The 26,594-nt window shown below is 34.3% G+C and carries 28 protein-coding genes; 13 read left to right on the forward strand and 15 right to left on the reverse strand.

Going from position 1 to position 26,594, the window contains the following annotated elements:
* Positions 1 to 39: 39 nt before the first annotated feature.
* The gene (locus tag LV842_RS07660) at positions 40 to 1,341 is read right to left on the reverse strand and encodes a toxin-antitoxin system YwqK family antitoxin (RefSeq protein WP_233110864.1); all 1,302 of its coding nucleotides are present in this window, start codon (positions 1,339 to 1,341) and stop codon (positions 40 to 42) included.
* 152 nt (positions 1,342 to 1,493) lie between these two features.
* Here LV842_RS07660 and LV842_RS07665 point away from each other — a divergent pair, with 152 nt between their 5' ends.
* Together LV842_RS07665 and LV842_RS07670 are read left to right on the forward strand one after the other, a co-directional pair.
* The gene (locus tag LV842_RS07665) at positions 1,494 to 3,566 is read left to right on the forward strand and encodes a TonB-dependent receptor plug domain-containing protein (protein WP_233110865.1); all 2,073 of its coding nucleotides are present in this window, start codon (positions 1,494 to 1,496) and stop codon (positions 3,564 to 3,566) included.
* A gap of 220 nt (positions 3,567 to 3,786) precedes the next feature.
* Entirely contained in the window at positions 3,787 to 4,254 is a 468-nt protein-coding gene (locus tag LV842_RS07670; protein WP_233110866.1) for a thioredoxin family protein, read from the forward strand.
* Positions 4,255 to 4,343: 89 nt separating this feature from the next.
* Here LV842_RS07670 and LV842_RS07675 read toward each other — a convergent pair whose 3' ends face one another.
* On the reverse strand, positions 4,344 to 4,709 hold the full coding sequence (locus tag LV842_RS07675; RefSeq protein ID WP_233110867.1) for a DUF1304 domain-containing protein: 366 nt from the start codon (positions 4,707 to 4,709) through the stop codon (positions 4,344 to 4,346).
* 67 nt (positions 4,710 to 4,776) lie between these two features.
* Between LV842_RS07675 and LV842_RS07680 the strand changes: the two genes are divergently transcribed.
* From LV842_RS07680 to LV842_RS07690, 3 genes are all read left to right on the forward strand, one after another.
* Positions 4,777 to 5,349 carry a Crp/Fnr family transcriptional regulator gene (locus LV842_RS07680; protein ID WP_233110868.1) on the forward strand — a complete coding sequence of 191 codons (573 nt, stop codon included), beginning with the start codon at positions 4,777 to 4,779 and terminating at the stop codon, positions 5,347 to 5,349.
* A gap of 63 nt (positions 5,350 to 5,412) precedes the next feature.
* Entirely contained in the window at positions 5,413 to 5,844 is a 432-nt protein-coding gene (locus tag LV842_RS07685; protein WP_233110869.1) for a DoxX family protein, read from the forward strand.
* Between the two features lie 6 nt (positions 5,845 to 5,850).
* On the forward strand, positions 5,851 to 6,294 hold the full coding sequence (locus LV842_RS07690) for a carboxymuconolactone decarboxylase family protein (protein ID WP_233110870.1): 444 nt from the start codon (positions 5,851 to 5,853) through the stop codon (positions 6,292 to 6,294).
* Between the two features lie 148 nt (positions 6,295 to 6,442).
* Here the strand turns inward: LV842_RS07690 and LV842_RS07695 are convergent, their stop codons facing one another.
* The 4 genes from LV842_RS07695 to LV842_RS07710 form a co-directional block, all read right to left on the reverse strand.
* A complete protein-coding gene (locus LV842_RS07695) occupies positions 6,443 to 7,426 on the reverse strand; it encodes an aldo/keto reductase (protein ID WP_233110871.1) in 984 nt (327 codons plus the stop codon).
* 212 nt (positions 7,427 to 7,638) lie between these two features.
* The gene (locus LV842_RS07700) at positions 7,639 to 8,391 is read right to left on the reverse strand and encodes a type 1 glutamine amidotransferase domain-containing protein (RefSeq protein WP_233110872.1); all 753 of its coding nucleotides are present in this window, start codon (positions 8,389 to 8,391) and stop codon (positions 7,639 to 7,641) included.
* A 150-nt stretch (positions 8,392 to 8,541) separates the two neighbouring features.
* Positions 8,542 to 8,829: a putative quinol monooxygenase gene (locus LV842_RS07705; RefSeq protein ID WP_233110873.1), complete on the reverse strand. Its 288-nt coding sequence runs from the start codon at positions 8,827 to 8,829 to the stop codon at positions 8,542 to 8,544.
* Positions 8,829 to 9,443, reverse strand: a complete 615-nt coding sequence (locus LV842_RS07710; RefSeq protein WP_233110874.1) for an NAD(P)H-dependent oxidoreductase — start codon at positions 9,441 to 9,443, stop codon at positions 8,829 to 8,831. Before LV842_RS07710 ends, LV842_RS07705 begins: the two co-directional genes overlap by 1 nt.
* Positions 9,444 to 9,716: 273 nt before the next feature.
* Here LV842_RS07710 and LV842_RS07715 point away from each other — a divergent pair, with 273 nt between their 5' ends.
* Positions 9,717 to 10,634: a LysR family transcriptional regulator gene (locus tag LV842_RS07715; protein WP_233110875.1), complete on the forward strand. Its 918-nt coding sequence runs from the start codon at positions 9,717 to 9,719 to the stop codon at positions 10,632 to 10,634.
* A gap of 117 nt (positions 10,635 to 10,751) precedes the next feature.
* On the opposite strand, the gene LV842_RS07720 is transcribed toward LV842_RS07715, so the two are convergent.
* A complete protein-coding gene (locus LV842_RS07720; protein ID WP_233111059.1) occupies positions 10,752 to 11,186 on the reverse strand; it encodes a GNAT family N-acetyltransferase in 435 nt (144 codons plus the stop codon).
* Positions 11,187 to 11,298: 112 nt separating this feature from the next.
* Here LV842_RS07720 and LV842_RS07725 point away from each other — a divergent pair, with 112 nt between their 5' ends.
* On the forward strand, positions 11,299 to 12,174 hold the full coding sequence (locus LV842_RS07725; RefSeq protein WP_233110876.1) for an aldo/keto reductase: 876 nt from the start codon (positions 11,299 to 11,301) through the stop codon (positions 12,172 to 12,174).
* Between the two features lie 142 nt (positions 12,175 to 12,316).
* On the opposite strand, the gene LV842_RS07730 is transcribed toward LV842_RS07725, so the two are convergent.
* The 8 genes from LV842_RS07730 to LV842_RS07765 form a co-directional block, all read right to left on the reverse strand.
* Positions 12,317 to 13,654, reverse strand: a complete 1,338-nt coding sequence (locus LV842_RS07730; protein WP_233110877.1) for a UDP-N-acetylmuramate--L-alanine ligase — start codon at positions 13,652 to 13,654, stop codon at positions 12,317 to 12,319.
* 6 nt (positions 13,655 to 13,660) lie between these two features.
* Positions 13,661 to 14,098, reverse strand: a complete 438-nt coding sequence (locus LV842_RS07735; protein WP_233110878.1) for a hypothetical protein — start codon at positions 14,096 to 14,098, stop codon at positions 13,661 to 13,663.
* 11 nt (positions 14,099 to 14,109) lie between these two features.
* Positions 14,110 to 14,916, reverse strand: coding sequence for a lysophospholipid acyltransferase family protein (locus LV842_RS07740; protein ID WP_233110879.1), 807 nt, complete (start codon positions 14,914 to 14,916; stop codon positions 14,110 to 14,112).
* Between the two features lie 27 nt (positions 14,917 to 14,943).
* Positions 14,944 to 15,570, reverse strand: coding sequence for an NUDIX hydrolase (locus LV842_RS07745; protein ID WP_233110880.1), 627 nt, complete (start codon positions 15,568 to 15,570; stop codon positions 14,944 to 14,946).
* Between the two features lie 71 nt (positions 15,571 to 15,641).
* The gene (locus tag LV842_RS07750; protein WP_233110881.1) at positions 15,642 to 16,112 is read right to left on the reverse strand and encodes an OsmC family protein; all 471 of its coding nucleotides are present in this window, start codon (positions 16,110 to 16,112) and stop codon (positions 15,642 to 15,644) included.
* A gap of 66 nt (positions 16,113 to 16,178) precedes the next feature.
* Positions 16,179 to 17,738: an Rne/Rng family ribonuclease gene (locus LV842_RS07755; protein ID WP_233110882.1), complete on the reverse strand. Its 1,560-nt coding sequence runs from the start codon at positions 17,736 to 17,738 to the stop codon at positions 16,179 to 16,181.
* 363 nt (positions 17,739 to 18,101) lie between these two features.
* Positions 18,102 to 18,392: an HU family DNA-binding protein gene (locus tag LV842_RS07760; RefSeq protein WP_002984212.1), complete on the reverse strand. Its 291-nt coding sequence runs from the start codon at positions 18,390 to 18,392 to the stop codon at positions 18,102 to 18,104.
* Between the two features lie 138 nt (positions 18,393 to 18,530).
* On the reverse strand, positions 18,531 to 19,133 hold the full coding sequence (locus tag LV842_RS07765) for a response regulator transcription factor (protein WP_233110883.1): 603 nt from the start codon (positions 19,131 to 19,133) through the stop codon (positions 18,531 to 18,533).
* Between the two features lie 230 nt (positions 19,134 to 19,363).
* On the opposite strand from LV842_RS07765, the gene tssO (LV842_RS07770) reads away from it, so the two are divergent.
* The 6 genes from tssO (LV842_RS07770) (at position 19,364) to LV842_RS07795 (ending at position 26,592) form a co-directional block, all read left to right on the forward strand.
* Positions 19,364 to 19,900: a type VI secretion system TssO gene (gene tssO, locus LV842_RS07770; protein WP_233110884.1), complete on the forward strand. Its 537-nt coding sequence runs from the start codon at positions 19,364 to 19,366 to the stop codon at positions 19,898 to 19,900.
* 11 nt (positions 19,901 to 19,911) lie between these two features.
* Complete coding sequence (gene tssO, locus LV842_RS07775; protein WP_233110885.1) at positions 19,912 to 20,442, forward strand: type VI secretion system TssO; 531 nt, start codon at positions 19,912 to 19,914, stop codon at positions 20,440 to 20,442.
* A gap of 56 nt (positions 20,443 to 20,498) precedes the next feature.
* Entirely contained in the window at positions 20,499 to 21,407 is a 909-nt protein-coding gene (locus LV842_RS07780) for a PKD domain-containing protein (RefSeq protein ID WP_233110886.1), read from the forward strand.
* Between the two features lie 44 nt (positions 21,408 to 21,451).
* On the forward strand, positions 21,452 to 23,851 hold the full coding sequence (gene tssR, locus LV842_RS07785) for a type VI secretion system protein TssR domain-containing protein (protein WP_233110887.1): 2,400 nt from the start codon (positions 21,452 to 21,454) through the stop codon (positions 23,849 to 23,851).
* A gap of 220 nt (positions 23,852 to 24,071) precedes the next feature.
* A complete protein-coding gene (gene tssD / locus LV842_RS07790; protein WP_039364733.1) occupies positions 24,072 to 24,476 on the forward strand; it encodes a type VI secretion system tube protein TssD in 405 nt (134 codons plus the stop codon).
* A 181-nt stretch (positions 24,477 to 24,657) separates the two neighbouring features.
* A complete protein-coding gene (locus tag LV842_RS07795) occupies positions 24,658 to 26,592 on the forward strand; it encodes a type VI secretion system Vgr family protein (RefSeq protein WP_233110888.1) in 1,935 nt (644 codons plus the stop codon).
* Positions 26,593 to 26,594: the final 2 nt, after the last annotated feature.

Below are 26,594 nucleotides of genomic sequence, written 5' to 3' on the forward strand. Positions count from 1 at the left end.
AATTTTCAGAAGTTTTTACTTGAGCTTAAAGCTGTTTTTTTAATTTACAGGTTTTCCTTTTTCGTCATATTTTTGAGATTTCATTGGAACTCCAGCGATAAAACTTGAACCAACTTCTCTCAAAGTTCCGTTTTCGTCATACATTTTCCATTCACCAATGAAATCATCTTTGTTCATACCACCATAACTACCTATCGCTTTTAGTTTTCCGTTTTCATGGTAATATTTCCATTCTCCTATTGGAACCGTTTTTCCGCTTGTTATGATTACGGTAGCATTTGTATTGATATTGTATTTTCCTTCAGATTCTAAATTTCCGTTTTCATAGTAAAGCTTTTGGGTAATATATTTTCCGTCTATAGAATAATTTGCGAGGCCGCTTAATTTTCCATTTTGATAGTAAGTCTTACTTTCACCAAAAGGTTTTCCGTCTTTATGGTTGGTTACCAGATCTAAATTTCCATTCTCAAAATAAGTTTTCCATTCACCATCTCTTAATCCGTTTTTATAACCACCTATGGCTTTTAGTGTTCCGTTTTCGTAGTAAAATTTGCATTCCCCAGTTTCTTTTCCATCTTTAAAATTTCCTTCTTCTTTCAATTTTCCACTTTCATAGTAAAATTTCCAGTGCCCTGTTGCCTTTCCGTCTGATGATTTGTAACCTGTAGCTAAAAGTTTTCCATTATCATTATACTTTTTTACTTCTTCATTTTCTTTATTGCTGACAATGTTCTTGTTTTCGATTGGTTTTGGGCTGGCTTTTGTAATATTATTACTCAATGTTCCTGCTTTGTACTCTACAATATATGAGGGCAGAAGTTTTTCAACTTTGTGAATGTATTCGTAGTATTCACTCTGAGTAAAATCGCTGGCAATATCTGTCTGATAAATGATATATCCTAGTTGTTTATATTTATCAAGAATGGCTTGTCTTGCATTGAGTACAAAAACAGTGGCAGAGTTTACATTTTTATTAAATTGTATTTCCTGATCTGCTATATAGTTTAACATTTCCCCATTATACAAAGCGGCATCAACTTGTTTTATTTTAGACTTTAATACAATTTGGTTACCGTTAACTCCATCTTTTTCAATTTGCTGAATTTTTTTCTTAAAGTGAGGTCTTATTATATTAGCTGTTTCTTCTCCAAAGTTTTTTTTCAATTTGTAAATATAACTGCTGATTAATAGTATTTTGGGTTCATCGGTATTAGGTAGTCCGACTTCTGCATAAAGAAATTCAGCGTATTGCTGTTCATCAGGAATGGGCTTCTGAGCTTTTGCAAAAAATATAGTAAAAAGAAATAGTATTATTGCTATTTGTTTGATTATGCATCTCATAGTGTTAGTTTTTATACAATAAAATTATGAATTTCTATGATAATATCAAGGCTTGCTTTCAATTTTAATTTCAGATAGAATTATAGAACATCTTCATTAAGGTTTTGTTATTCTAAAAATAAATGTTAGTTTTGTCTAACAATTTTAATTTCATGCAACGAATACTATTTTCTGTACTTTTTTTCTCTTCTTATTGTTTTGCTCAAGAAGCAGATAGTTTACAATTCAATTCATCTAAAAAATCAGATTCACTTAAAACCTTAACAAAAAAGGAAATTAAAACTAAACTAATTGATGATGTAGTAATTACCGGAACCATAAAACCGATAAGCAAGTCGAAAAGCCCGGTTGCAGTAGAAATTTATAGTCAGAAATTTTTTCAGAAAAACCCGACTCCAAATATTTTTGAAGCTATTTCGATGGTAAACGGAGTAAAACCTCAGCTGAATTGTTCAGTTTGTAATACGGGAGATATCCATATCAACGGTTTGGAAGGTCCTTACACTATGATTTTAATCGACGGAATGCCGATTGTAAGTTCACTTTCCACTGTTTACGGACTAAGCGGAATTCCAAATAGTTTGATTGACAGAATTGAAGTGGTAAAAGGTCCGGCTTCGTCACTTTACGGTTCTGAAGCGATGGGAGGAGTGATTAATATTATCACAAAAAATGCTCTGACTGCGCCAAAATTGAGTGTTGATCTAATGACAACAAGTTGGAGCGAGAATAATCTGGATTTGTCAACGAAATTTAATTTGGGTAAAAATGTAGCCTCATTATTAAGTTTAAATTATTTCAATTATACCAAAAGGTTTGACGAGAATAAAGATAATTTCACTGATGCAGCATTACAAAACAGAATTTCGGTTTTTAACAAATGGGATTTCAAACGAAAAGAAAATCGACAGGCAAGTTTTGCGTTGAGGTATCTGTATGAAGATCGTTTCGGAGGAGAAATGCAATGGAATAGATCGTATCGCGGAAGTGATCAAGTATATGGAGAAAGTATCTATACCAATAGAGTAGAAGCGTTTGGTGTTTATCAGTGGCCGCTGAAAGAAAATATTGTTACTCAGCTTTCTTATAATTTTCATGATCAGAATTCTTTTTATGGAGCCAATCCATTTACAGCAAGGCAGAAAGTAGCTTTTGCACAGACGTATTGGGATAAGAAATTGGGAAATCATGATTTGATTTTAGGGGCGACTTTCAAAAAAACGTTTTATGATGACAACACTCCCGGAACTTTATCTGCAGATGGGTTGATCAATGAACCGATGAAGTCTCCTATTTTTGGTGCATTTATTCAGGATCAATGGGAAATTAACGAAAAAAATACATTGTTGCTGGGTTACAGATTTGATTATGATAAAATCCATCACAGTGTGCATTCGCCTCGTTTTGCATGGAAGTTTTCTCCGAATCCGTATCATACTTTACGATTCAACTTCGGGACAGGTTTCCGAGTGGTCAATTTATTTACAGAAGATCATGCTGCGTTGACGGGTTCTCGCGAGGTGTTTATTCAATCTAACTTAAAACCTGAAAAATCGGTTAATGGAAATCTGAATTATGTCTGGAAAATTCCTGTCGGAGAACGTATGATCAATATGGATGCTTCCGCATTTTATACCTATTTCAGTAATAAGATTGTAGGTGACTTTGATACTGATCCTCAGAAAATTATTTACGATAATCTTCATGGCTATGGGATTTCAAAAGGAGCTTCTTTGAATTTGGATTATAATTTTAATTTTCCTTTAAGTGTTAATGTTGGAGTAACTTATTTGGATGTCTATCAAAAGTTTGATAACGAAAATGAAAAATCGCAACAACTTCATGCTCCGAAATGGAGTGGAACATATAATTTAACCTATAAATTCAAGAATAATGTAACGATAGATTTTACAGGGCAATTTTACGGACCGATGAGATTACCGGTTTTACCAAATGATTACCGAGCAGAATATTCACCGTTTTATACATTGGCTAATATTCAGGTTTCGAAAAGTTTTAAATCCGGAATTGAAATGTATTGTGGAGTTAAAAACCTGTTCAACTTTACTCCGAAAGATCCATTGATGAGACCATTTGATCCATTTGATAAAAATGTGAATGATCCGATCAGTAATCCGAATCATTATACGTTTGATACAACTTACGGATATGCGCCAATGCAGAAAATAAGAGGGTTTCTTGGGGTGAAATATACTTTGAAATAAGATCGACAGATAGGATTGGATAATTTTTTTGACACAAAGATTATGTTTAAAACTATATTTTTTAGAAAGCAAAGGCAAATAAATTTGCTTCGCGAAGCTAGAAGATAACTTAGTCAAATCAACTTGTTGATTCATCTTTGCTCACTTTTATAAATCAAAGAAAATTAAAACTTTGCGTTAAAAAAATGCTTATGAAATAATAAAGATTAAAAAATATAAAGTGAAAATTGTAACGATATTTTTATTTTTAATGTTTGTGCCTTGTTTTTGTCTTTCGCAGATAAAAACAGGCACTTTTTCGGATTTAGAAGCTCAGCAGAAGGAAAGCCCGAAACCAATTATTATTCATCTATATACAAGCTGGTGCTCGGTTTGTAAGATTGAGTCTTTTGAATTAAATAAAAATAAAGAGCTGGTTCAGTTAATAAATGAAAATTTTTACTTCATCAATTTTGAAGCGGAAAAAACAAAAGAAAAAATTCGTTTTCAGGGAAAAGAATTTGAGTACTTGTCCAATGGAAATTCAGGAATTCATGAGCTGGCTTTGGCTTTATCAAAAAATAAAAATCAGCCTATTTATCCGCTCTGGATTATTTTGGATAAAGATCAGAATTTGATTGAATATCATGAGGGACAGTTCAAGCCCAAAGAAATGAAAGAGAAACTGTTGGAAGTTTTTAAACTTTAGTTTTTAATATGAAGTTTGTCATTCCGTAGGAATATTAAAGTAATAAGTAGTTGGCTTAGATTCTTTCAGAATGACAAAGTTTGTGTTGATTATTTTAAAAGCACAGCAACAATCGCCAAAATTGCTGGTAAAGCCTGAACAAAAAAGATCTTCTTTGTTGCAGAAATAGCACCATAAATTCCTGCTACTGCAACACATCCTAAGAAAAATAAGGCAATATTAGTCTGCCATTTAGCATCTTCAATGAAGAAAGACCAGATTAATCCTGCAGCTAAAAAACCATTGTAGAGTCCTTGATTGGCTGCCAAACCTTTGGTGGGTTTAAACATTTCGGGAGGTAAAGCTTTTTTAAAAACTTCTTTTCCTTTGGTTTCCCAGGCAAACATTTCCATCCAAAGAATATACAGGTGTTCGATGGCTACAACTGCAATTAAAATTTTAGCTACGATTTCCATGATTTACTGTTTTTTGTCATTGTAAAACTAAAAAAATAAAGTTAAGTTTGGTTATAGAATTTCAATAATGGAAACTTTCAAGGCACATTTAGATAAATTTATCAGGATCAATGATGAGGAATTTACTTCTATTCTTTCGTTTTTTCAGGAGATGGAAGTGAAGAAAAAGCACAATCTGATGTTGAGTGGTGAAGTTTGTAAATCGATGTATTTTGTGGGAAAAGGCTGTCTCAGGAAATTCTTCATCAATGAAAAAGGAGTAGAGCAGACCACAGAATTTGCCATTGAAAGTTGGTGGATTACTGATACTTTTGCCTATGAAAGACAAATCACATCCGACTTCTGCATTCAGGCGGTGGAACGTTCTACGATTTTAATGATCGATCTTCAGACTCAGGAAGCATTATTAAAAAAACATCCTGTAATGGAACGTTACTTTAGAATGATTTATCAACGGGCTTATGCGGCTTCGGAAAGACGAATCCGGTATTTATATGAAATGACCAGAGAAGAGTTGTATGTGAATTTCAGTACTCAATATCCATGGTTTATCCAAAGGATTCCTCAATATTTAATTGCTTCTTTTTTAGGTTTCACTCCGGAATATTTAAGTGAAATCAGAGCAAAATTACGTTCTTAAACCAGTTTAAGATTTTTACCGTTTATAAACCGCAACTTTGTCATGTAATTAAAAGTCAATATCATGACAAACAAAAATGTTCTATTTCCGCAGTTATTTTTAAGAATCGCTATTTCAGTAACCATGCTTTCAGCAGTGGCGGACAGGTTTGGGTTTTGGGGTGAAAATTCCGCTTGGGGAAACTGGGCGAATTTTGAGAAATATACCCAACAGTTTACCTTTTTTCTTCCTGAAAATTTAGGGATTTTTTCAGCGTATGCGGCAACTTTTTTAGAAATTCTTTTTCCTTTGCTGTTGATTATTGGTTTTAAAACCAAAATTGCTGCTTACGGAACCGGATTTTTATTGTTGACTTTTGCATTGTCAATGACTATGGCATTGGGAGTTAAAGCTCCTTTGGATTATTCAGTCTGGATTGGAAGTGCAAGTGCATTTTTACTGGCAGTTCAGGAAAAATATTCGTTTACTATAGACAATTTAACTAAAAAAATATAAAACATTATGAGTGCAAGAATTAATATTGCCAATGTAGATGCTGCGGCTTACAAAGCAATGATGGGATTGGAAGGATATCTTCAAACGATTTCTTTAAATCATATTCAGAAAGAATTGATTAAAATCAGAGCTTCACAAATCAATGGATGTGCGTTCTGTCTGGATATGCACACAAAGGATGCTATGAAATATGGAGAAACTCCTCAAAGAATCTATCTTTTGAATGCATGGAGAGAAGCGTTGGAATTGTATACCGAAGAAGAGCAGGTTCTTTTGGCTATGACAGAAGAAATTACATTGATCAGCCAAAAAGGATTAACTGAAGAGACGTATTATAAAGCAAAACAGCTTTTTGATGAAAATCAAATCGCACAAATCATCATGGCTATTATCACAATTAATTCATGGAACAGAATTGCGATAAGTACACACATGCCGATTGCAAAATAATTCCAAATGATTTAAGTTATTACTAAAAAAGCGCTTTTCAGATTTCTGAAAAGCGCTTTTTGTTTCATTACAAGGAGCGAAGAGATGAACCAATTTCTTGATGTTTTGAGATTGCTTCACTTTGTTCGCAATGACAGTATGCTGTTTATTAGAATTGAGCTAACTCGGTACTAATGAAATTCAATTCTTCCTGAGATAGATCGAAAGACATTGCTTTTGCATTTTCAACGGCTTGCTGAGCATTTCTTGCTCCGGCTAAAACTACTGTAATTGCAGGTTGTAAAGTTGTCCAAAGTAATACGAGCTGAGAAAGTGTTGCACCTTTTTCTTTAGCAATCGGTTCCATCTTTTCTAAGAAGTTTTTTACTTTATCTAAATCAAATTGAGAAAAATATCCGTTTCTGTGGTCGTTTTCTTTTAATTGAGTTTCTTTGAAATATTTTCCCGTTAAAAGACCTCTTTCCATCGGGCTATAAACGATAATTCCTGAATTGTTTTCTAAAGAATAAGGAACCAGATCATTTTCAATGCTACGGTTCAGCATACTGTACGACACTTGATTACTTGCTAATGCTAAGGTTTTATTTGCCTCTTCCATTTGCTCAACAGGATAATTACTTACTCCTGCTGTTCTTATTTTTCCTTGCTGAATCAATATTTCCATAGCTTCCATTGTTTCGCTGATCGGTGTTGTAGAATCCGGCCAGTGAAGCTGTAAAAGATCGATGTAATCTGTTCCCAGTCTTTTTAAACTTTCCTCAACTTCTTTTATAATATTTTCTTTTGAAGCGAATTTATACACAGGGATTTTTTTGCCATTTTCCTCTGCATCAAAGAAAAACTCACCTTTCCCATTATTACTTCCGTCCCAAACCAATCCGAATTTTGTCAACAACTGAATTTTTGAACGGTCTTTTCCTTTAATGGCTTCTCCAATCATTTCCTCACTTAATCCAAAACCGTAAAAAGGAGCGGTGTCAATGGAGGTTACTCCATGATCTAAAGAAGCGTGAATAGAGTTGATGGAATCTTGTTTTTCATTTCCACCCCACATATTTCCACCGATAGCAAACGCTCCGTGCGTAATCACTGAAAGTTCTAAATCTGTATTTCCTAATTTTCTATATTCCATTTTCTTATCTTAATTTTATGTAACGTTTTTAACTTTAAAATGATTGAAAAAATATCCTCCATTTTGTCATTCTGACGAAGGAAGAATCTAGTCTGCTTTATTAGAGATTCTTCATTCCACTTCTGAACTACGTTCGTAGACCTTCAGTCTATATTCAGAATGACAAAAATGATAGTTGAAATTTCAATCGATTTAATAAAAACTTTAAAAATTTATTTGTTTAATTCTTTTAAAATAGCTTCCCCTACACTTTTTGCAGATTGAGGATTCTGTCCTGTAATCACTCTTTGATCGCTTACAACGTGATTCTGCCAAAGTCCTGATTTTTCAAATTTTGCTCCTCTCTCTTTTAATTTATCTTCTAAAAGGAAAGGAACCACGTTCGTTAATTTTACTTCAGACTCTTCTTCATTGGTAAAAGCATTGATTTTTTTACCATCAACCAAATATTTACCGTTGTTCAGTTTGATATTGACCAAACCTGCAGGTCCGTGACAAACTCCGGCTACAATTCCTCCGTTTTCGTAGATTTTTGATGCAATGCTAGAGAGTTCTGTATTATCTGCAAAATCCCACATTGCACCGTGACCTCCTGCATAAAATATGGTGGAGTACTCATTTGGATTTACCTGAGACGGCTTCAACGAATAGTCTATTTTATTTTTGTATTCTTTGTTTTCCCAGAATTCTTTGTTTACTGGATCTTTCAAATCAAATCCGTCAACAGGAGGAGTTCCGCCTTTTGGACTTACAAAATCGATTTCATAACCTGCTTTGTGGAGAACTTCCCAAGGATGCGACACTTCTCCCAGGTAATATCCTGTTTCTTCTCCGGTACTACCTTTTTTGTCATGGCTGGTAACGACAAATAAAATTTTCTTTTTCATATTTTTAGATTTTTTGGTTTGTGCCTGAATGAAACCTATTGTGAAAACAGAAAGTAGTAATAATGCTAATTTCTTCATAATGAAAGTATTTTAACCATTAAGATTTTTTAAGGTATTAAGATGATTAAGCTTTTAGATTCGCTTTAAGCTATGTTTCAAAAATCCAGTGATTTTACTTAATGAATCTTAAATTCTAAATTTTCTTAATGGTTTAAAATTTTATTTTAATTAAATAATATGAGTCAAATAAATCTGTGGTTTTTCCTGCAGTTTTTCATCGACTAAAGCTCCAAAAACCTGAATGTAAGGTTGCTGATTATGTTGAGCTAATCCTTCTTCACTTTTCCAGATTTCGTAGAAAATAAATTGATTTTTATCCTCAATTCCCTGATGAAGTGTGTACAATTCGTTGGCGTCCTCTTTCACGGTTTCTTTTACCATATTCTGAAGAACTTCCAATACTTCGTTTCTGTGTTCTTCTTTTGCTTTGATAACGGCTGTAAGATAAATTTTCATTAGGCAAACTGAGGTTTTAGTTCTTTTTCAAAAACATCGGTAAGATGTTCTCTATACAGTTTCATATCGCGGTCGATATTTGCATTTTTCTCTACATCATGGAAATGAAAACTTTCCATTTTTTCTAATGAAACAAAAGCGTTCATTCTATGGAATCCAAATAATGGTCCATTATCTACACTGGTTTCGTTGAAGAACTCTCCCGGAAGCGTAAACGCAGTTTCAGGAGCATTCCAACTTGTGGTAACCATATATTTTCTTCCTTTCAGCATTCCTCCGGTTCCGTAGTTAATTTTCGGGTTTTCGGCAGTTCTGCCGTCACTCATGTAAATTCCTTTGGCGTGACCGGCTGTGAAAACTTCATCAATATATTTTTTCAAACCGTTGGGTAATTGAAACCACCAGATCGGAGTATGATAAATAATGTAATCTGCCCAAACGAATTTTTCCACTTCTTCATGCTTGTCGTAATTCTCGCTCACATTCGTTACTTTTACTTCTACATTTTCAAAATTTTTCAGAACTTCCAATGTGTTTTCTGCAATGGTCTGATTATATTTTCCTCCGGAATGTCCGAAGTTTTGTCCGCCGTTAATGATTAATACTTTTTTCATTGTTTTATGATTGTTTAAATTTTATGATGCAAAGTTATGGCGGGTCATTGTATAATAAAAATAATATAAATTATAGTTAATTATTATAAAAATAATAGTTTGCTAGAATGGCAATTATGTGCTTGTTTATTTTATTAATGCACCTTTATCAATACAAAGAGTCATCATTGTTTCATAAAAACAAAAATTTACAATTGACAAACTCAATCGTTTTTAATGTATCACAAGTCTGATTAATTTATAATTTTGTATCAGAATATTAATAGTTAATCTATGGTCAATTTAGAATGGTATCGAACTTTTAAAGCGATATATAAAACGGGAACCTTGACGGGAGCGGCAGATTCATTGTTTATCTCGCAACCAGGTGTGAGTTTACATTTAAGTTCACTGGAGGCGTATGTCGGATATAAATTATTCGACAGAACCGGACGGAAAATGATCCCTACGGAAAGAGGAAAAGTTCTTTTTAATGCGATTTCGGAACCTTTGACCAAACTTGAAGATGTAGAGAAAAACTTCCAGAAATCTACCGAAAAACATACTCCTACCATAAGTGTGGGAATGTGTTTTGAAACCTTTCAGACCACTTTGGAACAATATGTTTCGACATTACCTTTTAACTTGATTATTAGTTTTGGAGAATATCCTGAAATGTTGGATCAACTGGATAAAGGGATTCTGGATTTGATTATCACTCCTAAAAAAGGAACTTCACCGAATATTTTACATGAAGCATTTTCTTCTGAGCAGATCATTCTGGTCGGGGGGAAAGATGTAGACACAGAAAGTTTTAATGAAGTGGTGGCTACAAAAGGCCTGGAACATGTTGAAGAATGGCTGAAACAGGAAAAATGGTACGGAACAACCGGAGATATGGAACACCTTTTTCAGTTCTGGATCCAGAATTTTGGTCATAAACCGAATTTCAGACCGAATTATATTGTTCCGAATTTAAATTCAATCATCCGTTGCTTGAAAGGCGGAACCGGATTGGCGGTTATTCCGGATTTCTTATGTAAAAATGAAATTGAAAACGGGGATGTAAAATTGATTTGGGAAGGAGAGAAAAAGCTTGAAAATACTTTGTACTTCGGATGTAGAAAAAAAACGAACTACGAGGAAGAAATTAATCACATCAAAGGCTTGTTCAGAAAAATGATGAGTAAGGACGAAGCTGTGATTGTTTAATTTTTGACTGTGCTTTTGTCATCCAGAGCGAAATGAAGTGGAGCGTGGAATCCAGATGTTTTTTTTCATCATGAAAATAGCCTGGATTCCTACGGAATGACAAACTTTAGGGATCTATCACAAACTCATATGAATGATCGGATAATCTTTTCCCGAACCATCTTTCTCAGATCTTCCGATGGTTTTGAATCCCATCTTTTCATAAAAATCGATTGCCTGTGGATTTTGTTCATTCACATCCACTTTTGTCAAACCGGTTTTCTCTTTCATGAATTCATATAATTTTTTGCCCAAACCTTTTCCACGAGTGCTATCATGAATGAAAAGCATTTCAAGATTTCCTTCTGCAACTGATGCAAAACCTTGTGGTTTTTCATTTACAATGATTAAATACACTTCAAGATTAGGTAAATAATCTCTGGGAATGATTTCTTTAAAATAAGTAAAATCTTCTTCAGCAAGAAAATTATGCGTTGCTTTCACAGCAGATTCCCAGATTTCCATGATTCTTGGATAATCTTCTGATATTGCAATTCTGATTTGATGTGACATCATTTTAAGGTTTTCACAAAAATATAAATTTCAAAATAAGTAAAATTGGTAACTGAAAATTTCAAAACTTTATCGCAAATTTGTTTGACTTTAATTGAAAACAACCAAAATTATGGGACAAAAAATATATACAGGTCAACCTGTGATTACGCTAAATAATGGAGTAGATATTCCAGCTTTGGGATTTGGAGTTTGGCAAATGGAAGATTTGAAAGAATGTGAGAACGCTGTAATCAAAGCCATTGAAACAGGTTACAGAATGATTGATACGGCTTCCATTTATCTCAATGAAACAGCGGTTGGAAACGCCATTAAAAACAGTGGAATAAACAGAGATGAACTTTTTGTAACTTCAAAACTTTGGGTTCAGGATATTGCCTATGATAAGGCAAAAAGTGCTTTTCAGAGAACCTTAGACAGATTACAGCTGGAGTATTTGGATATGTACCTTATTCATTGGCCATACGGAGATTTTATCGGTGCTTGGAAAGCAATGGAAGAGTTGTATCATGAAGGAAAAATCAAGGCAATTGGTGTTTGTAATTTTCCTGTTGAAAAAATGGAAGAATTAAAAGCTAATTCAACGGTTTTCCCAGTAATTAACCAAATTGAACTACATCCTCTTTTCCAGCAAAAAGAACTTCAGGTGTACGACAGAGAAAATAATATTGTTACACAACCTTGGAGCCCGCTTGGAAATGGGAATGCGGGATTGCTGGATAATTCAGAACTAAAAGCTATTGCTGAAAAACATGATAAAACAGTAGCTCAGGTGATTTTGAAATGGCATTTACAGGAAGGTTTCTGTGTGATTCCAAAATCTGTAACGCCTTCCAGAATTGAAGAGAATTTCAACGTTTTTGATTTTGAACTGACAGAGGATGAAATGAATGTTGTTTGTTCTTTAGATACAGGAAATAGATTGTTTTTTGATCCGAAAGATCCGTCTTGGGAAAAGAAGATGCTGAATGCTGTAGCGGATATTTAAATGAAAAATAGATATTTATCATGGTAAGAAGTAGTAAAAATCGCTTCCTTTGATTTAAGTTCTATTGAAAATATATTGAAAAATCTCATTCGTAATTGTGAATAAAAAAAATCCTTTCATTTTTAGATGAAAGGATTTTTTATTATTTCGTTAAATCGAGTCCTCCAAAGTTACCCGAACTCATCATCAAGTAAACTCCCTGAGTTTTGTCGAGCGTATTCCAATAGGCATGAAGTTCTTCCGCATTGGTGAAAACTTTTAGATTTTCGTTTTTGAATTTTTCTTTAATCAATTCAGGAGAAATAGGTTCCATTCTCTTAATTTTCAATGCATCTTCAGAATAGAATACCACTGCATGATCCAATCCATCCATTGCATGATCGTATTGTTCTAAAAATGCTGGATTTAGGCTTGAATAGGTATGAAGTTCAAGGAAACCGTACTTTGTTTCATTCTTAAATTGCTCACAAAAAGCTTTTACAGCAGCTTTTACTTTACTTGGAGCATGGGCAAAGTCTTTGTAAAGCGTTCCTTTATCTTCTCTTTCTACTTTTTCCAGACGTTTTGAAGCTCCTTTAAAGCTCATGATCGCTTCATAGAAATCTTCATCCATAATCCCTAAAGTCTGGCAAATATGTCTTGCTCCTTCAAGATTCAGTAAATTATGTGCTCCAAATACTGAAAGCGGAACATCGCCCATTTCAGTTTTAAGGTAGACTTTTCCGTTGTTGATTTCATATTCAGGAGTTTTGTAAGGAATTTTTCTGAAATAATTTTCAGCAGCTTCCACTACTTTTACCACTTCTGCATCTTCTTCATTATAAACCAAGATTCCACCTGGAGTAATACTGGCAACAAATCTTCTGAACTGTTCGATATAGTCATCAAATGTTTTAAAAACATTGATGTGATCCCATGCAATTCCACTCATTAAAGCAATATTCGGCTGATAAAGCAAGAATTTTGAACGAAGATCGATAGGAGAGGAAAGGTATTCATCACCTTCCAATACCATGAAATCGTTGTCCTGAGTCAGTTTTACCATACAATCGAAACCTTCCAGCTGAGCTCCCACCATGAAATCCACGTCTTTCTGATGAAAGTTCAATACATGAAGAATCATAGAGGTAATTGTGGTTTTTCCGTGCGAACCTGCAATAACGACTCTGGTTTTGTTTTTTGACTGCTCGTAAAGGAATTCAGGATATGAATAAATTTTTAAACCCAGTTCTTTTGCTTTTGCCAATTCAGGATTGTCCTGATGAGCATGCATTCCAAGAATCACAGCGTCAATATCGGAAGTGATCTTTTCAGGAAACCAACCCATTTCCGTGGGTAAAATTCCTTTTTTTTCCAATCTTGATTTTGACGGTTCAAAAATGGCATCATCCGAACCTGTTACCTGATATCCTTTATCTTTTAATGCAATGGCAAGATTGTGCATCGCGCTTCCTCCAATTGCTATGAAGTGGGTTTTCAATTGTATCTATTGTTTTTTTACATTATTATTAATGATCTCCTGAAAGGCATTGGTGATGTTAGCCCAATTCGTTTTAAAATTGGATGCTATTGAGCTTGCATCGGTTTTGCTGCCTTCATTAAGGCCTTTCTTTATATTGATAGAAGTGGCGATCCCGTCATAAATTTTTTTATGATCTTCCTGTATTCTTCTGAAATTATTCTGAGAAAGGGTATTATCTAGTTTTTTTAAATCTTCATCAGTAAGGGTAAAGTTCTGATTGTATTTTTTTCCTTGCCCTTCAAAAGAGTAATGAACATTATTTCCTTTAATCAGTAGATTCTCATAAACGGGAGCATAACCTCCGCTTTTAGAATAACTGATGTCAAAGTCTGAATATGCTTTTTGGCTGTTACACGAAACCATTACTATAATTGTGAATAAGATGGCTATTATTTTATTCATATCAACTTATTTTAATTAGCAGAATTCTTTTGTTCCAATTTTTTAGCTTTAATCTCTTCATCATAGCTGTGCAATACATTGAAATCTTCTGTTTGCTCAATAGCAGTCATGATTTTCACTAAAATCTCCTGTGCGTTCTCTTTATCATAATCGATGTCAAGAGGTGCTTTAAATTCCATGGTAGGTTTTACCCCTGTTACTTTTACTCTAAGTCCTTTTTTATCAAAAGCGCGTCTGAATCCGTTTATTTTAATAGGGATTACAATAGGACGCTGGTTTTTTATCAATTTGGCAGTACCTTTTCTTCCTTGTGCAAATGCTGAAGTAGTTCCTTGAGGAAACGTGGCAACCCATCCGTTATCAAGCGCTTTCATGATATTGTCAATCTCGCTCATATCCACCATCCTGTTGACGTTTTTACCTTCAGCTCTCCAGGTTCTTTTTACCGTAACTGCTCCTGCAATTTTAAAGATTTTAGGAAGAATTCCTTTATTCATGGTTTCTTCGGCAGCTACATAGTAAAAATCAATTTTTGGATTAAGCAGATAGATAGGATTTTTAATGGTATTTAAATATCCGTTATTTACAGCACAAAAGGCATGGTACATTGCAGCTACATCTGCGAAATAGGTTTGATGATTAGACACAAACAACACATTTGAATCCGGAAGATCCACAAGGTTTTCAGTACCTGTTATTTTTAATTTATTAAAGCCGTTGAACCTTCTATAGGAAACAAATCCCAGAATAAATATAATTAATCTCTTTAAAAAATAAGGTGTACCGAATGCATCGGTGAAAATGTTTTTCTTCGCCATCTCTCAATTAAACACGATACTGCAAAGTTACATTTTTTTCAGCAACTGGCTGAATTCGCTCAAGATCATGGCTGTGGCGCCCCAAATAATATATCCGTTGAAATTAATAACGGGAACTTCATGCCCTCCTGCGCTGGGTAAAGCCATTATTTCGGGTTGATCCGGGAGATTTAAAAAAGAAACAATAGGGAATTCAATCACTTCCACAGCTTCAGTTTGTTGTAAAATAAAATCCGGATTTTTTTTAGTGTAAGAAATATAAGGATACACGTAAAAATTACTTGGCGGAATGTAAATGGGAGACATTTCTCGTATGACTCTTACATAGTTTTTTTCAATCCCTATTTCTTCTGATGTTTCTCGTACAGCGGTTTCAGAAAAATCCTGATCCATTTCTTCACGCTTTCCTCCAGGTAAAGAAATTTGTCCGCTGTGTCGGTCATGTTCATTAATCGTTCTTTGAATGAGTGGAAAATACCATTCATTATTTTTTAAATATAAAACAATGTTTACAGCAGCAAACTTAGGATTTTTGGCTAAAACATCTTCATAATTGAAAACAGGACGGTAAGGCGGAGAAAAAACTCCGTGAGCATGTTCTCCTGGTAAGGTTACACTTTTTATTTTTCGTAATAAATCTTTTCCAAAACTCATACATCAAATTTAGGAATATATCTTGAAGAAAAGAACAGGCTTAACATTAATTAACCTACAATTGTATGTTGCTACATTTTAAATAAAATTTTGGGAGTATGTTTTACAGGGAAATTAACCGAATTGGCAATGAAACAGAATTCATTTGCTTTCTCGTGAAGTGCTATTGCCTTTTCAATCTGAGTTTCGTCTGTAATCGTAACGATAGGATTTAAAACAACTTCAATAAAACGACCACTTCCGTTTGGAGTTTCTTCCATCGTTCCGGTAGCATGGTCGGTGTAATCTGTAACGATAATTCCTGCCTCGGAACAACAATGAAGATACCAAAGCATGTGACATGAAGATAGGGATGATAACAGCATTTCTTCAGGATTATATTTTGTTTTGTCACCACGAAATGCAGGATCGGAAGAACCTTCAATCACAGGTTTGTTTTCTACAGAAATCGTATGACTTCTTTCGTAATCACGATAATTGCTCGTTCCTGAACCCTTATTTCCGGTCCATTCGATGGTGGTTTTGTAGTGATGGTGCTTCATTGTTTATTTTTAATAAAATTACTAAATAAAAAACCTCCAGAAAAACTAGAGGTTTTGAATTTTGTATTAATTAGAATATCCTATCAATTCTTCTTTTTTTGAATTGTAAATTCTGTATTCTAAATATTTAAAAGAATCTCTTGGGATGATGGCTACTTTCTTTTTGTATTTTAGAAACCATTTCATCTGGATGCTCATGATGCCTTTCGTAAGATAAGCTTCCACAAAAGGATGTACGTGAAGGAAAATTTTCCCTTTTTCCTTTTGCATAATGGTTTTCAGAGCCTCTTCCATTCTTTCTACAATAACAATAGGAGCGATGATTTCTCCGTCTTTGTTAGGATTTTCTTCTTTGGTTTCGATCTGTTTTTCCGGACGGTTTCTTTGTCGGGTAATTTGTATCAGACCAAATTTACTAGGAGGAAGAATTTTGTGACGTGCTTTATCACGTTTCATTTCTTCTTTAAGATGTTCATACAGATCTCTTCTGTGTTCAGGATTGGTCATGTCGATAAAATCGATGACGATGATTCCGCCCATGTCACGCAGACGAAGCTGTCTTGCGATTTCTGTGGCTGCCATCTTGTTTACATTCAGGGCATGTTCTTTATTGACAGCGGTTCCTGTTGTAATGTTGTTTCCTGAGTTTACATCAACTACGTGTAGTGCTTCAGTGTGTTCTATAACGAGGTATGCTCCTTTAGAACTAGGAATGTTGACATGTTTTCCGAAACTTTGTTTCAGTTGTTTTTCAACATTGTAATATTCAAGTAGAGGAATGTGTGAGTTGTAAAACTGGACAATGTTTTTTCTTTCAGGAGCAATGACTTCCACATAGTTTTTCATTTCGTTTACCATTTGTTCATCATCACAAATGATGCTCACGAAATCCTGATTGAAATTGTCTCTTAATATAGCAGAAGCTTTGTCTTCTTCGCTTAAAACTTTAGACGGAACCTTATTTTTTTGGATGTTTTTAAAAGTGCTTTCCCATTTCTGAATCAGCTGATTCATGTCATTGTGCAGGTCTGCTACTTTTTTTCCTTCGGCTACCGTTCTGATGATCACCCCAAAACCTTCAGGTTTTATACTCTCGATAAGGGTTCTCAGTCTTTCTTTTTCCTCAGCGCTTTTTACTTTTTTGGAAATTGAAACCTTATTGTCGAAAGGAATTAGAACCAAAAAACGTCCTGTTAAGGAAATTTGTGTAGAAATTCTCGGTCCTTTTGTAGAGATGGGTTCTTTGGTAATCTGAAGCAGAACAACATCATCTTTGGCAATTACTTTGTCTACTGTTCCGTTTTTGTCAATTTCGGGTTGTATTTCGAAATTTTTTAAGCTTGAAGCGTTTTGTTTTTTAGAAATCGTGTCTCTTAAAAACTTTCTGTACGTAAGGTACTGTGGTCCAAGATCCTGATAATGCAGAAAGGCATCTTTTTCGTAACCTATATTTACGAATGCTGCATTTAGGTTGGGAGCCAGTTTTTTTACTTTTCCAATAAATAAATCTCCTACTATAAAATCACTTTTGTCCTCTTGCTCATGAAGTTCACATAGTCTTCCGTCTTCCAGCAGTGCAATCTTTGTAAGATCATCTTCATGCGAAACTATTAGTTCTTTCTTCATTTTGTTAAGATAAAATTGTTAAGATTTATAGGGAATAGGTGTTTTTTTCAAATAAATAATATCTTAAATATAAGAATAGTTTATAGATATTAATATACTTTGATGAAAATAAATGAAAACACAGATATTCTCAAAAATCTTATTAGGGTTCAAAACAAAATATAGTCGGTGAATATTAAAATATTAAAAACACCAACTATATTATTATATTGTGAATCTCGAGAAAAAGAGATTATTTCTTCTTATGTCTGTTTGCTCTTCTTCTTTTCTTTCTCTTGTGAGTTGCAACCTTGTGTCTTTTTCTTTTCTTTCCGCTTGGCATAATTTTAAATTTTTTAGTAACTAGTTAATATTCCGTTAATTTTATTTTACTGCAACTTTAGTTTTTACTTTCTCAACAAAAGATTTTGAAGGTTTGAAAGCAGGAATGTTATGAGCCGGGATCTCAATTGCAGTGTTTTTAGAAATGTTTCTACCCGTTTTAGCAGCTCTTGTTTTAATAATGAAAGAACCAAAACCTCTTAGATAAACATTGTCCCCATTGTACATAGAAGTTCTAATCTCCTGCATAAAAGCTTCTACAACTTTCTGTGTTTCATTCTTTTCTGTTCCCAATTTATTTGAGATGGTGTTTACCAGTTCTGCCTTTGTCATTTCCTTTTTAAATTTTAAATTTTAGGTGTGCAAATTTAGTTAAAAAAATTGAATACTAGCAAATTAGTGGCAAAATATTTTTAGATAATTGCTTGGGTTTGTATGTTTATTTTATGTTACTAATATATTAAGATATCTTTATGTGCTGGAATTATAGTATCCATTTTCTACACAAAACCTTATCAGATGAAGTTTAGTCTTTAATCCAAGCTTTTCTGTAAGCCTATTGATATAGGTGTCAATGGTTCGGGTACTCAGGTTGAGTTTTTCGCCAATTTCTTTATTGCTGAAACCCTCATAACAAAATTTCATAAGCTGAATTTCAGTAGGAGAGAGTTCTTCCTGGCTTTTTTTTTGCCTGCTCATATATTCCTGTACCAAAAGAGGCTGTTTTTGCCATTCTTGATAGTAAGAATCATAATCAAAATTGTTGTCGGCTATTTTTCCCCTCACAATATTTTTGATGATATTGCTGTTTTTCTGGCAGTAGTAAATATTAGGAAGCTTTGAAAGAATTTCTGCAATATCTTCCTGATAGGTTCCGGAATACGTTATGATAGGGGTTTCGTTATTATTTCGACGAATAAATTTGATGGCTTCAATTCCGCTCAGTATGGGCATGAATAGTTCTATAATGAAAACATCTTCCTGCCGCCTATAGGTTCTATTGATAAGCTCATGACCGTTATTGCAGTCATTAATCAGCATGTTGAAGGGTGTCTCCAAAAGCGTTTTGATCATTATTTTTTTAAAATAAAAATCACTGTCAGCTATTGAAAAGCGAACTCTTTTATTTAAAATCTGGTTCATTTTAATATCGATTTGGTGTAGATATTTAAAATTTGAGAGGTCTAAGGTATAAAATTCTAATGAGAGAGAAAATTAATATTCTCCAATTAGTGATTATAGGAATAAATTTTGTGTAGTCTTATTTTTTTTAATAATTTCACCGTCCAAACAAATCACAAAGTATGTCTTCGAACAGGGAGAAAAAATTAAACCAATCTGACGTCAGGATAGGCATTTGGAAATTTGTCCTATCTTTTTTAGTCTTAGCAGGCGTTTCTTTTTTGTCTGTCTTCTTCTTTTTTAAAAGCTATAATCAGCAACAAGAAGGGATCAGCAAAGAAGTTGAGGCTTACCGTAAGTTGCTTGAACGAAGCGACGTATTAAAAACCCATGTAGAAAGTATCTATTATAAAATGGACCAGCTTGATATTAACAAGGTGGACAATGATATATTTCTTAGAAACTCTATACTGGAGAGCGTAAGAGATGCCAGAAATATTATGGGAAAAGACAGTGCGGATAATTTTAAGCATTATGCCATTCTTATGAAGCAGATCGGAAGTATGATTGATCTGAAAAATCAGATTATTATCGTAGAACATCAGAAGGAAATGGCTCGCAGAGATATAGAAGAATGTTTGGGTAAGGTAGGCAGAGCAAATGATGAATTGAGGATAGACCCTACCAGAAAGTTCACAGGAAGTAGAAGACGAAGATAAACATCAACGCTATGCACGGACACATTACATTATCTAAAACAGAAAAACAGTATCAGTTTCTTTATCTTATACTGATGCTTTTGGCAGCACTTATATTTTTGGGAGTTATCTTTTTAAAAGATTTTCAGTCTCCTTTTTCGGATGAGGACGTTGTTTCGATTCAAAACCTTGAGGAAAAAGCAAAATTTGATCAGAAACAGAAGTATAGCTACAAAATCATGGACAGTACCTATCATCAGATCAATCGTCTGACGAATGAAATGCCACAGCCTTTTGTAGAAAACAGTATCATATACGGAATTAATGATATTACCAATTATTATGAAAGCGGAGATACTAAAGTTTTTGATATCAGAAAAGATGCCTATCCGCAAATTGCACTTTTTTACAAAATGTATTTCGATGACAAAAAAACGATTGCTACAGTAACAGAAGATATCGAGAAATTTAAAAAACAGTTTGAAGACTGTTCTATTGGTTTTAAAGAAAAGAAAAACCAGTTGTTTCAGCGTAATAATGAATTGAAAGCGAGGACACAATAAAAAAATCGCTACACCACCACACCACACAAAACCAAAAACACTACACAATATTAAATATGAACTACTTTGAAAAGAACAAGAAGAATATTATCATTGGGGTTATTGCGACCTTACTTATAGCCGCTTTGGTAGCTCTATGGCTGCAGAAAAAAGTAATCCATTCGAATGATGATATTGTAGGATTAGTATATCCGTCTACATTAATGGTAGGAGATACACTTTCATTTGAAGACAAAACTCAGTTTGCAAAGAACAAAAGATGGAGTTTCGGAGATGGTGCTACCTCTGATAAAAATAGCGGTATTCACTTTTATAACAAACCTGGATATTATCAGGTAACGTTAATTATTGATAATAAATACTCGAAGTCATTTCCTGTAATGGTGCGTTCGAGAGAAGTTGCCAAACCTAAAGACACTGCAAAAATCCGGACGATTATTGATGCACAATCTCAGGCAATGGTATTTGAGAATGTACAATTTCGTGCGGTTTCTGATGCTAAACAGTTTACATGGAAATTTGGGGAAACGGGAAATATAGATTCTAAAGAAAAATTTGCCACGTATTCTTATAAAAAACCTGGAGATTATGTGGTTACTTTATTTACAGATGAAAGCATAGAGCCGATCTTACATCACATCAAAATTCTTCCGGGTTATGATGCCTTACAAGAAGATGTAACGGTAGAAGATACTTATGCGAAAATGGATAACGATTTTAAATATCACTTACAGCAAATTGCGAATGGCAATAGCTTCAATACCCATTATAATTATTTATTAAGAAAATACCTTTGTAATAATGAGAACACGGTAGTAAAAGTTAATGATAGCAAGGCTAACAATTTTTACATGTACTGTGCAGGTCTTCAGTTTGATAAAAATAATGTAATACAGACTGTAAAAGTAAACTTTGATGATGCGCAATCTTGTGTAACTAAAGTGGATATTACCCAAAGTAAATAATCGTTCATTTCTACGAACAACACCAATCATAAAAGAAAATTAAGATGAAAAATAAATTTCCTCTAGCAGCATATTATATAGGTATTTCGGTATTGCTTACGAGCTGCCAGGTAAAATTACCTTCCAAAAAAACTCCGGAACCGGAACATTACGGTCAGGTAGACAATTCTCCCGTTATCAATGGGTTTCCAAAAAAATCGGCTCCGTGGATCGTGATTTCCGACCGATCAAGAAATACGGCATATTTAGATAAAAGTGACGAAAAATCATATAAAGAAGTTAAGTTTTTAGAACCGCTTATGGTCCTAAAACACAGAGACGGAATGGTAAAAGTGGCGGAATATGTTCCGGATGCATTAATGAAAAAAGTTTCGTCAAAATCAATTAAAACATACGGCTGGATCCCGGAATCTGAATTATTATTATGGAGTAATTCTTTAAAAAGCGAAAAGACAGGCTATCCTGTACGAGTTGCTGTTGTTCCCAATAATAGTGATGTGATAAGAAGTGCCGAAAGGTATTATAAAAATGATTCCATTATGGTTTTTAATTCACCGAGTTTGATAGAACAGGCGAATGTGAAGATCCCGAACGGACAAGTTGTATATGTTTACAAACAGGCAGAAAATAATAAAAGATTTTTGGTAGGAAAGAAGCCTTCTATTGATATGGATAGCATTAATGAAGGTTTGTACGGATGGGTAAGTTCTAATGTAGTGTCTGCTTGGGGGGAGAGATCGGCTCTTAAAATGAAAAATCCTACAGGGGTTACAGAAACTGCTCTGGGAATTCATGAAGGATCTCCGGGAGGATCAAATGTAGAAAACAGAACGGCCATTTTGCTTACGGATGTCAATAAAAGAACTCCTCTGGAAAACATTTTTCCTGTCAGTTTAGCGTTGGATACGACACCAACTCCGGATTCCAAGACAAAATACTTTACCAATATTTTAGATTACAGTAAGAACTATGTTTTCAATGTATTGGGAGAGCGTATAATTTTTGATCGTTACAGAGAAATTACCGAAAGAAATAAAAGAATAAATATTGTTTTTGCATTAGATATAAGTGCTTCTAATGCGCCTTATGCACCTATTGTAAAATCTTTATTACAGGATTTACAGCTTAGATTTGAAAAACCTACTTACTTCAACTCGGTGAAGTATGGTGTTGTTTTGTACAAGAATAATTCTTGTGGCGATAATGTGGCAACGTCAAATTTAAGTACTGATTACAGTAAGATAACAACATTTATTGATCAGAAAACCAATGAAATGAACTGTCCGAGTGCAAGCAGTTATCAGCCTGTAAACGAAGGGTTAATGGCAGCCGGCCGTCTTCTTGGCGATCGCCCTGATGAAACCAACATTATCATTACAATCGGGACTTCATCCAACCAGGGAGGAAATATGTATGGGGTAATTAATTCCATTACACAAGCGCAGGCAAGACTGATTATGTTCCAGACAAGTGCAAGATCATCAGATACTTACAATGATTTTGTTTTGATGTCTGAAAATGTGGTGACGAATACAGCCAAAAATATTGCAGAGCTTAAAAAACAAAATATTATTAATCAAAGTGATGTACTCACCAAAAATAACTTTAGTCTGGTAGAGAGTGAAGCTGGATTTTTCTCATTGGACTATCCGAAGCAGAGTATGTCTCAAGGCTTTGTGATCTTCCCTAAAAAAGGGGATATTGCAACACCGGGATATTTAAAAAAGGCAGTAGATAGCTTGATTGCTCAGGTGACTTTGGACAATGAAACTATTGATAAATCTCTGAATGACCACTTCCATTCATCAGTAGGAGCGGGAAAAACAGATGTAGATGTGAAATACAAATATCTGTATCCTGGATTAACGAATCCTGTTTCTGCAGGTATTGCGGCACAATTGGTAAACTATGGAAATCCGTTTTTAGTTAAAGGATATATTCCTTCAGAATTAAAAGACTTTAAACAGGGAATGGAGAAAGGAATCCTGATCTCAGAAGCAGAATATGATAATCTAAAAGCTTTCTATACGGAAGTGTATCAGAAAACAAATGCTGAAAGAACAGACTTTAATCAGGCAAAAGCAGTAAAGGAGTATATTAAGCTTTTGAAAAAATACAATCCTACAATTAAGTTCTTAGATAAATCAGACTTATACGAAAAACCGATGTCTTATGCAGTGGGGGTAAGTACAGGTTTTGATAATTCTGAAGAAGAAATGATGTCTAAATACAAACTGAAAGCCTGGAAAAAGTCTAAAATCATCATCAATGAATCAGTAAGGACTTATTTTAAATATTATAAAGATTTAGCAGAAAGAATGCTGACCTATAGAAATAATCCGGCAGTGAAAATTCAGCAGAATGGGCAAACTTTCTATTGGCTCAACGAATACTTTATGCCAACCATGCTTCCGGTAGAAGCTCCGGAATATACGAAGCATTAAAAACTATAAATAAGAAAGACTGTCCCTAAAATGGCAGTCTTTTTTATGCATAACCTATCTGAATACCAAAAGCTTGTCGTAGAATTACGACACAAAATAGTAGAACTACTACAAAAAATAAAAAAAGAAGATAAATATTTTTAGGATAGAAAATGCCGCTTTATATTTGTTTTACAATCACTGAGTTATAAAATATTATTAACGATTAAAATTTATTATCATGGCACTAAATTCAAGAGGAATCCTAAAATTCAACGGAGGCGAAGGTCAAAAATTATTAAAGCTGAATTACAGCGTATCCAGATCTACAGACGTTTCTGGTAGAGTAGCTTCAGATCCTTCCAATGCAATCATTAAACTTACTGTGGAAGCAACAGAAAAATCTGATATTCTGGAAAGCTTACTGAACGGAAAATACAAACCAACCAGCGGAGAAATTACTTTCAACAAATCTCACGAAGAAGGAACATTGATTACTTTGAACTGGGAAAACGGATATGTCATTCAGCACGAAGTAGACTTTGATGCCGTAGATGAAAACTCTATGTATGTAAGTTTCATCGTAAGTGCAGAGAAGATCAACTATGGTAATTCTGCTTATGAAGGACTTTGGCCATCAGCTTAAGTATATAGAATCAACATTCATCCAATAGAGACTGTCTCCAATAAAGACGGTCTTTTTTGCCTGAAACAATATTTTTATTAAAGTTTTGACTTTGCTCATAAATTAACAAATAGATAATCCTTTAATAGAAACTTTAGTTTGGATATTTTTTTTATCTTTAACTTACCACAATCACAAAATTATGTCAACTACATCTGAAAATACGCGGGAAGCGTATTTCCGTCCTACTCAAAATGCGGATGGAGTATCGGGTAACCATCATTCGGGAATCAACCGTTTGGTGAAATTATCCTTAGTTATCGAAGGTCAGGTTATTAAATACTATAAATATTTTAAATTAACACAAAGCGCAGTACGTCATCACGAGTTTGCTCTTACGTTGGCACACGATACTTTCGGGAACCGCCAGTCTCATGCTTTGGAAGATGTCAACAAGCTCTTAGGAAAACGATTGACGGCTGTTATTTCTTATAAAGATATTGAAAATAGCCCTGAAAGAACTTTTGTAGGAGTTATTACAGGAGTTGGCTTCAGTCAGGAAAAAATGAGTTTGGGAAATATTGTTTTAACAGGATATAGTCCGACTATTTTACTTGATGGTGCGCCACATATTCAAAGTTTTGGAGGAAGTCAGCCTGTGAATATGGGAATTATTGCTGATGATATCATTAAACAAGGGCTTGATAAAAGCAAGTTTGATTTCAGAATTGATACCAATGATTATTCTCAGATTATATACACCAGTCAGTATAATGAGACGCATTACAATTATCTGGCAAGAATGGCAGAAGCATATGGCGAACAATTTTATTATGATGGAGAAGTGCTTCATTTTGGAAAGCTTCCACCACAAAATAAACCGATAAAATTGCTGTATGGAAGTAATGCAGATAATATAAAAGTAGAACTCAAAGCAGTTCATACCAAACCTGAATTCTATGGCTATAACAGTAGCCGTCACGAAAAACTGACTTCCGGAACGACTCCGATAACGCATACAAGCAATCTGGCAAAAACTGCATATGGACATAATGATGCCATTTATAAAACACCTGCATTACAGATTGCTCCGATAAAAGCTTCAACGCATCTTGATGTAGAACATTCCCAAAGAAGTACTTCAGGAAGTGAAGCGGTTAATGTATTTTCATTGTCAGGTTCTACAACTGTACCTTTTCTTCATCCGGGATGTATTGCCGATATCCAAATGAGAAAACCTGATACTAACGAGACCTCCTATTTTACCAAAATTATGATCACTGAAACGGTTCATGAAATCGATACAATCGGGCATTACACGGGAAGTTTTGCCGGAATAGCTTCAGATACCGGATTTTTGCCAAAACCTGAATTTACGGTTCCAAAAGCAGAGCCTCAAACGGCGACCGTGATTTCCAATACAGATCCGGAAGGACAAGGAAGAGTTCAGGTAAGATTTGACTGGCAAACTAACGATACTACCCATTTTATCAGAATGATGAGTCCTGATGCGGGAGGAACAGACCGAATTACTCAAAACAGAGGATATGTTGCAATTCCGGAAGTTGGAGATCAGGTGATGGTTAATTTTGTTCATAATCATCCTGACAGACCTTTTGTAATGGGGGGAATGTTTCATGGGCAGGTTGGTCTTGGCGGAGGGGCAGATAACAGAGTGAAATCCATCCAGACAAGAAGTGGTCACAAAGTCGTCTTTACCGAAGATGAAAGCATCATTATTACCGATAAATCAGGGAATGAAATTCACTTAGATACGACCGGAAGCAATATTACCATTACTGCTCCTGAAACCATGACATTGAATTGTAAAAATATGAATATCAATGTCGGGGAGAATATGAATACTACAGTGGGAATGAACAAATCCAATAGTGTAGGTCTTAATAATACGGAAAACGTAGGAGCAATGAAGTTAACGTCTGTGGTGGGTGATGCCAGTATGTTTATTACAGGAAAACTTACGGAGATTATTGACGGAGATGTGCATAGTGAAACAAAAAAGGAAAGAAATGAAGTCAGTGAAAAAGATATGAACATTCAATCCGGTAAATTTGTTCATAAACATGCACAAGAAGAAGTACAAAACAATAGCGGAGAAATTTCAAAATCCCATTAGCG

Origin of the sequence: Chryseobacterium gwangjuense, assembly GCF_021311115.1 — a bacterium.
Taxonomy (GTDB): Bacteria; Bacteroidota; Bacteroidia; order Flavobacteriales; family Weeksellaceae; genus Chryseobacterium; species Chryseobacterium gwangjuense.

Bases quoted from the DNA above. Each gene is read 5' to 3' on its own strand.
- LV842_RS07660 (WP_233110864.1), bottom strand. From the start codon at position 1,341: ATGAGATGCATAATCAAACAAATAGCAATAATACTATTTCTTTTTACT.
- LV842_RS07665 (WP_233110865.1), top strand. From the start codon at position 1,494: ATGCAACGAATACTATTTTCTGTACTTTTTTTCTCTTCTTATTGTTTT.
- LV842_RS07675 (WP_233110867.1), bottom strand. From the start codon at position 4,709: ATGGAAATCGTAGCTAAAATTTTAATTGCAGTTGTAGCCATCGAACAC.
- LV842_RS07680 (WP_233110868.1), top strand. From the start codon at position 4,777: ATGGAAACTTTCAAGGCACATTTAGATAAATTTATCAGGATCAATGAT.
- LV842_RS07685 (WP_233110869.1), top strand. From the start codon at position 5,413: ATGACAAACAAAAATGTTCTATTTCCGCAGTTATTTTTAAGAATCGCT.
- LV842_RS07690 (WP_233110870.1), top strand. From the start codon at position 5,851: ATGAGTGCAAGAATTAATATTGCCAATGTAGATGCTGCGGCTTACAAA.
- LV842_RS07695 (WP_233110871.1), bottom strand. From the start codon at position 7,426: ATGGAATATAGAAAATTAGGAAATACAGATTTAGAACTTTCAGTGATT.
- LV842_RS07700 (WP_233110872.1), bottom strand. From the start codon at position 8,391: ATGAAGAAATTAGCATTATTACTACTTTCTGTTTTCACAATAGGTTTC.
- LV842_RS07705 (WP_233110873.1), bottom strand. From the start codon at position 8,829: ATGAAAATTTATCTTACAGCCGTTATCAAAGCAAAAGAAGAACACAGA.
- LV842_RS07710 (WP_233110874.1), bottom strand. From the start codon at position 9,443: ATGAAAAAAGTATTAATCATTAACGGCGGACAAAACTTCGGACATTCC.
- LV842_RS07715 (WP_233110875.1), top strand. From the start codon at position 9,717: ATGGTCAATTTAGAATGGTATCGAACTTTTAAAGCGATATATAAAACG.
- LV842_RS07720 (WP_233111059.1), bottom strand. From the start codon at position 11,186: ATGTCACATCAAATCAGAATTGCAATATCAGAAGATTATCCAAGAATC.
- LV842_RS07725 (WP_233110876.1), top strand. From the start codon at position 11,299: ATGGGACAAAAAATATATACAGGTCAACCTGTGATTACGCTAAATAAT.
- LV842_RS07735 (WP_233110878.1), bottom strand. From the start codon at position 14,098: ATGAATAAAATAATAGCCATCTTATTCACAATTATAGTAATGGTTTCG.
- LV842_RS07740 (WP_233110879.1), bottom strand. From the start codon at position 14,916: ATGGCGAAGAAAAACATTTTCACCGATGCATTCGGTACACCTTATTTT.
- LV842_RS07745 (WP_233110880.1), bottom strand. From the start codon at position 15,570: ATGAGTTTTGGAAAAGATTTATTACGAAAAATAAAAAGTGTAACCTTA.
- LV842_RS07750 (WP_233110881.1), bottom strand. From the start codon at position 16,112: ATGAAGCACCATCACTACAAAACCACCATCGAATGGACCGGAAATAAG.
- LV842_RS07755 (WP_233110882.1), bottom strand. From the start codon at position 17,738: ATGAAGAAAGAACTAATAGTTTCGCATGAAGATGATCTTACAAAGATT.
- LV842_RS07760 (WP_002984212.1), bottom strand. From the start codon at position 18,392: ATGACAAAGGCAGAACTGGTAAACACCATCTCAAATAAATTGGGAACA.
- LV842_RS07765 (WP_233110883.1), bottom strand. From the start codon at position 19,133: ATGATCAAAACGCTTTTGGAGACACCCTTCAACATGCTGATTAATGAC.
- tssO (WP_233110884.1), top strand. From the start codon at position 19,364: ATGTCTTCGAACAGGGAGAAAAAATTAAACCAATCTGACGTCAGGATA.
- tssO (WP_233110885.1), top strand. From the start codon at position 19,912: ATGCACGGACACATTACATTATCTAAAACAGAAAAACAGTATCAGTTT.
- LV842_RS07780 (WP_233110886.1), top strand. From the start codon at position 20,499: ATGAACTACTTTGAAAAGAACAAGAAGAATATTATCATTGGGGTTATT.
- tssR (WP_233110887.1), top strand. From the start codon at position 21,452: ATGAAAAATAAATTTCCTCTAGCAGCATATTATATAGGTATTTCGGTA.
- tssD (WP_039364733.1), top strand. From the start codon at position 24,072: ATGGCACTAAATTCAAGAGGAATCCTAAAATTCAACGGAGGCGAAGGT.
- LV842_RS07795 (WP_233110888.1), top strand. From the start codon at position 24,658: ATGTCAACTACATCTGAAAATACGCGGGAAGCGTATTTCCGTCCTACT.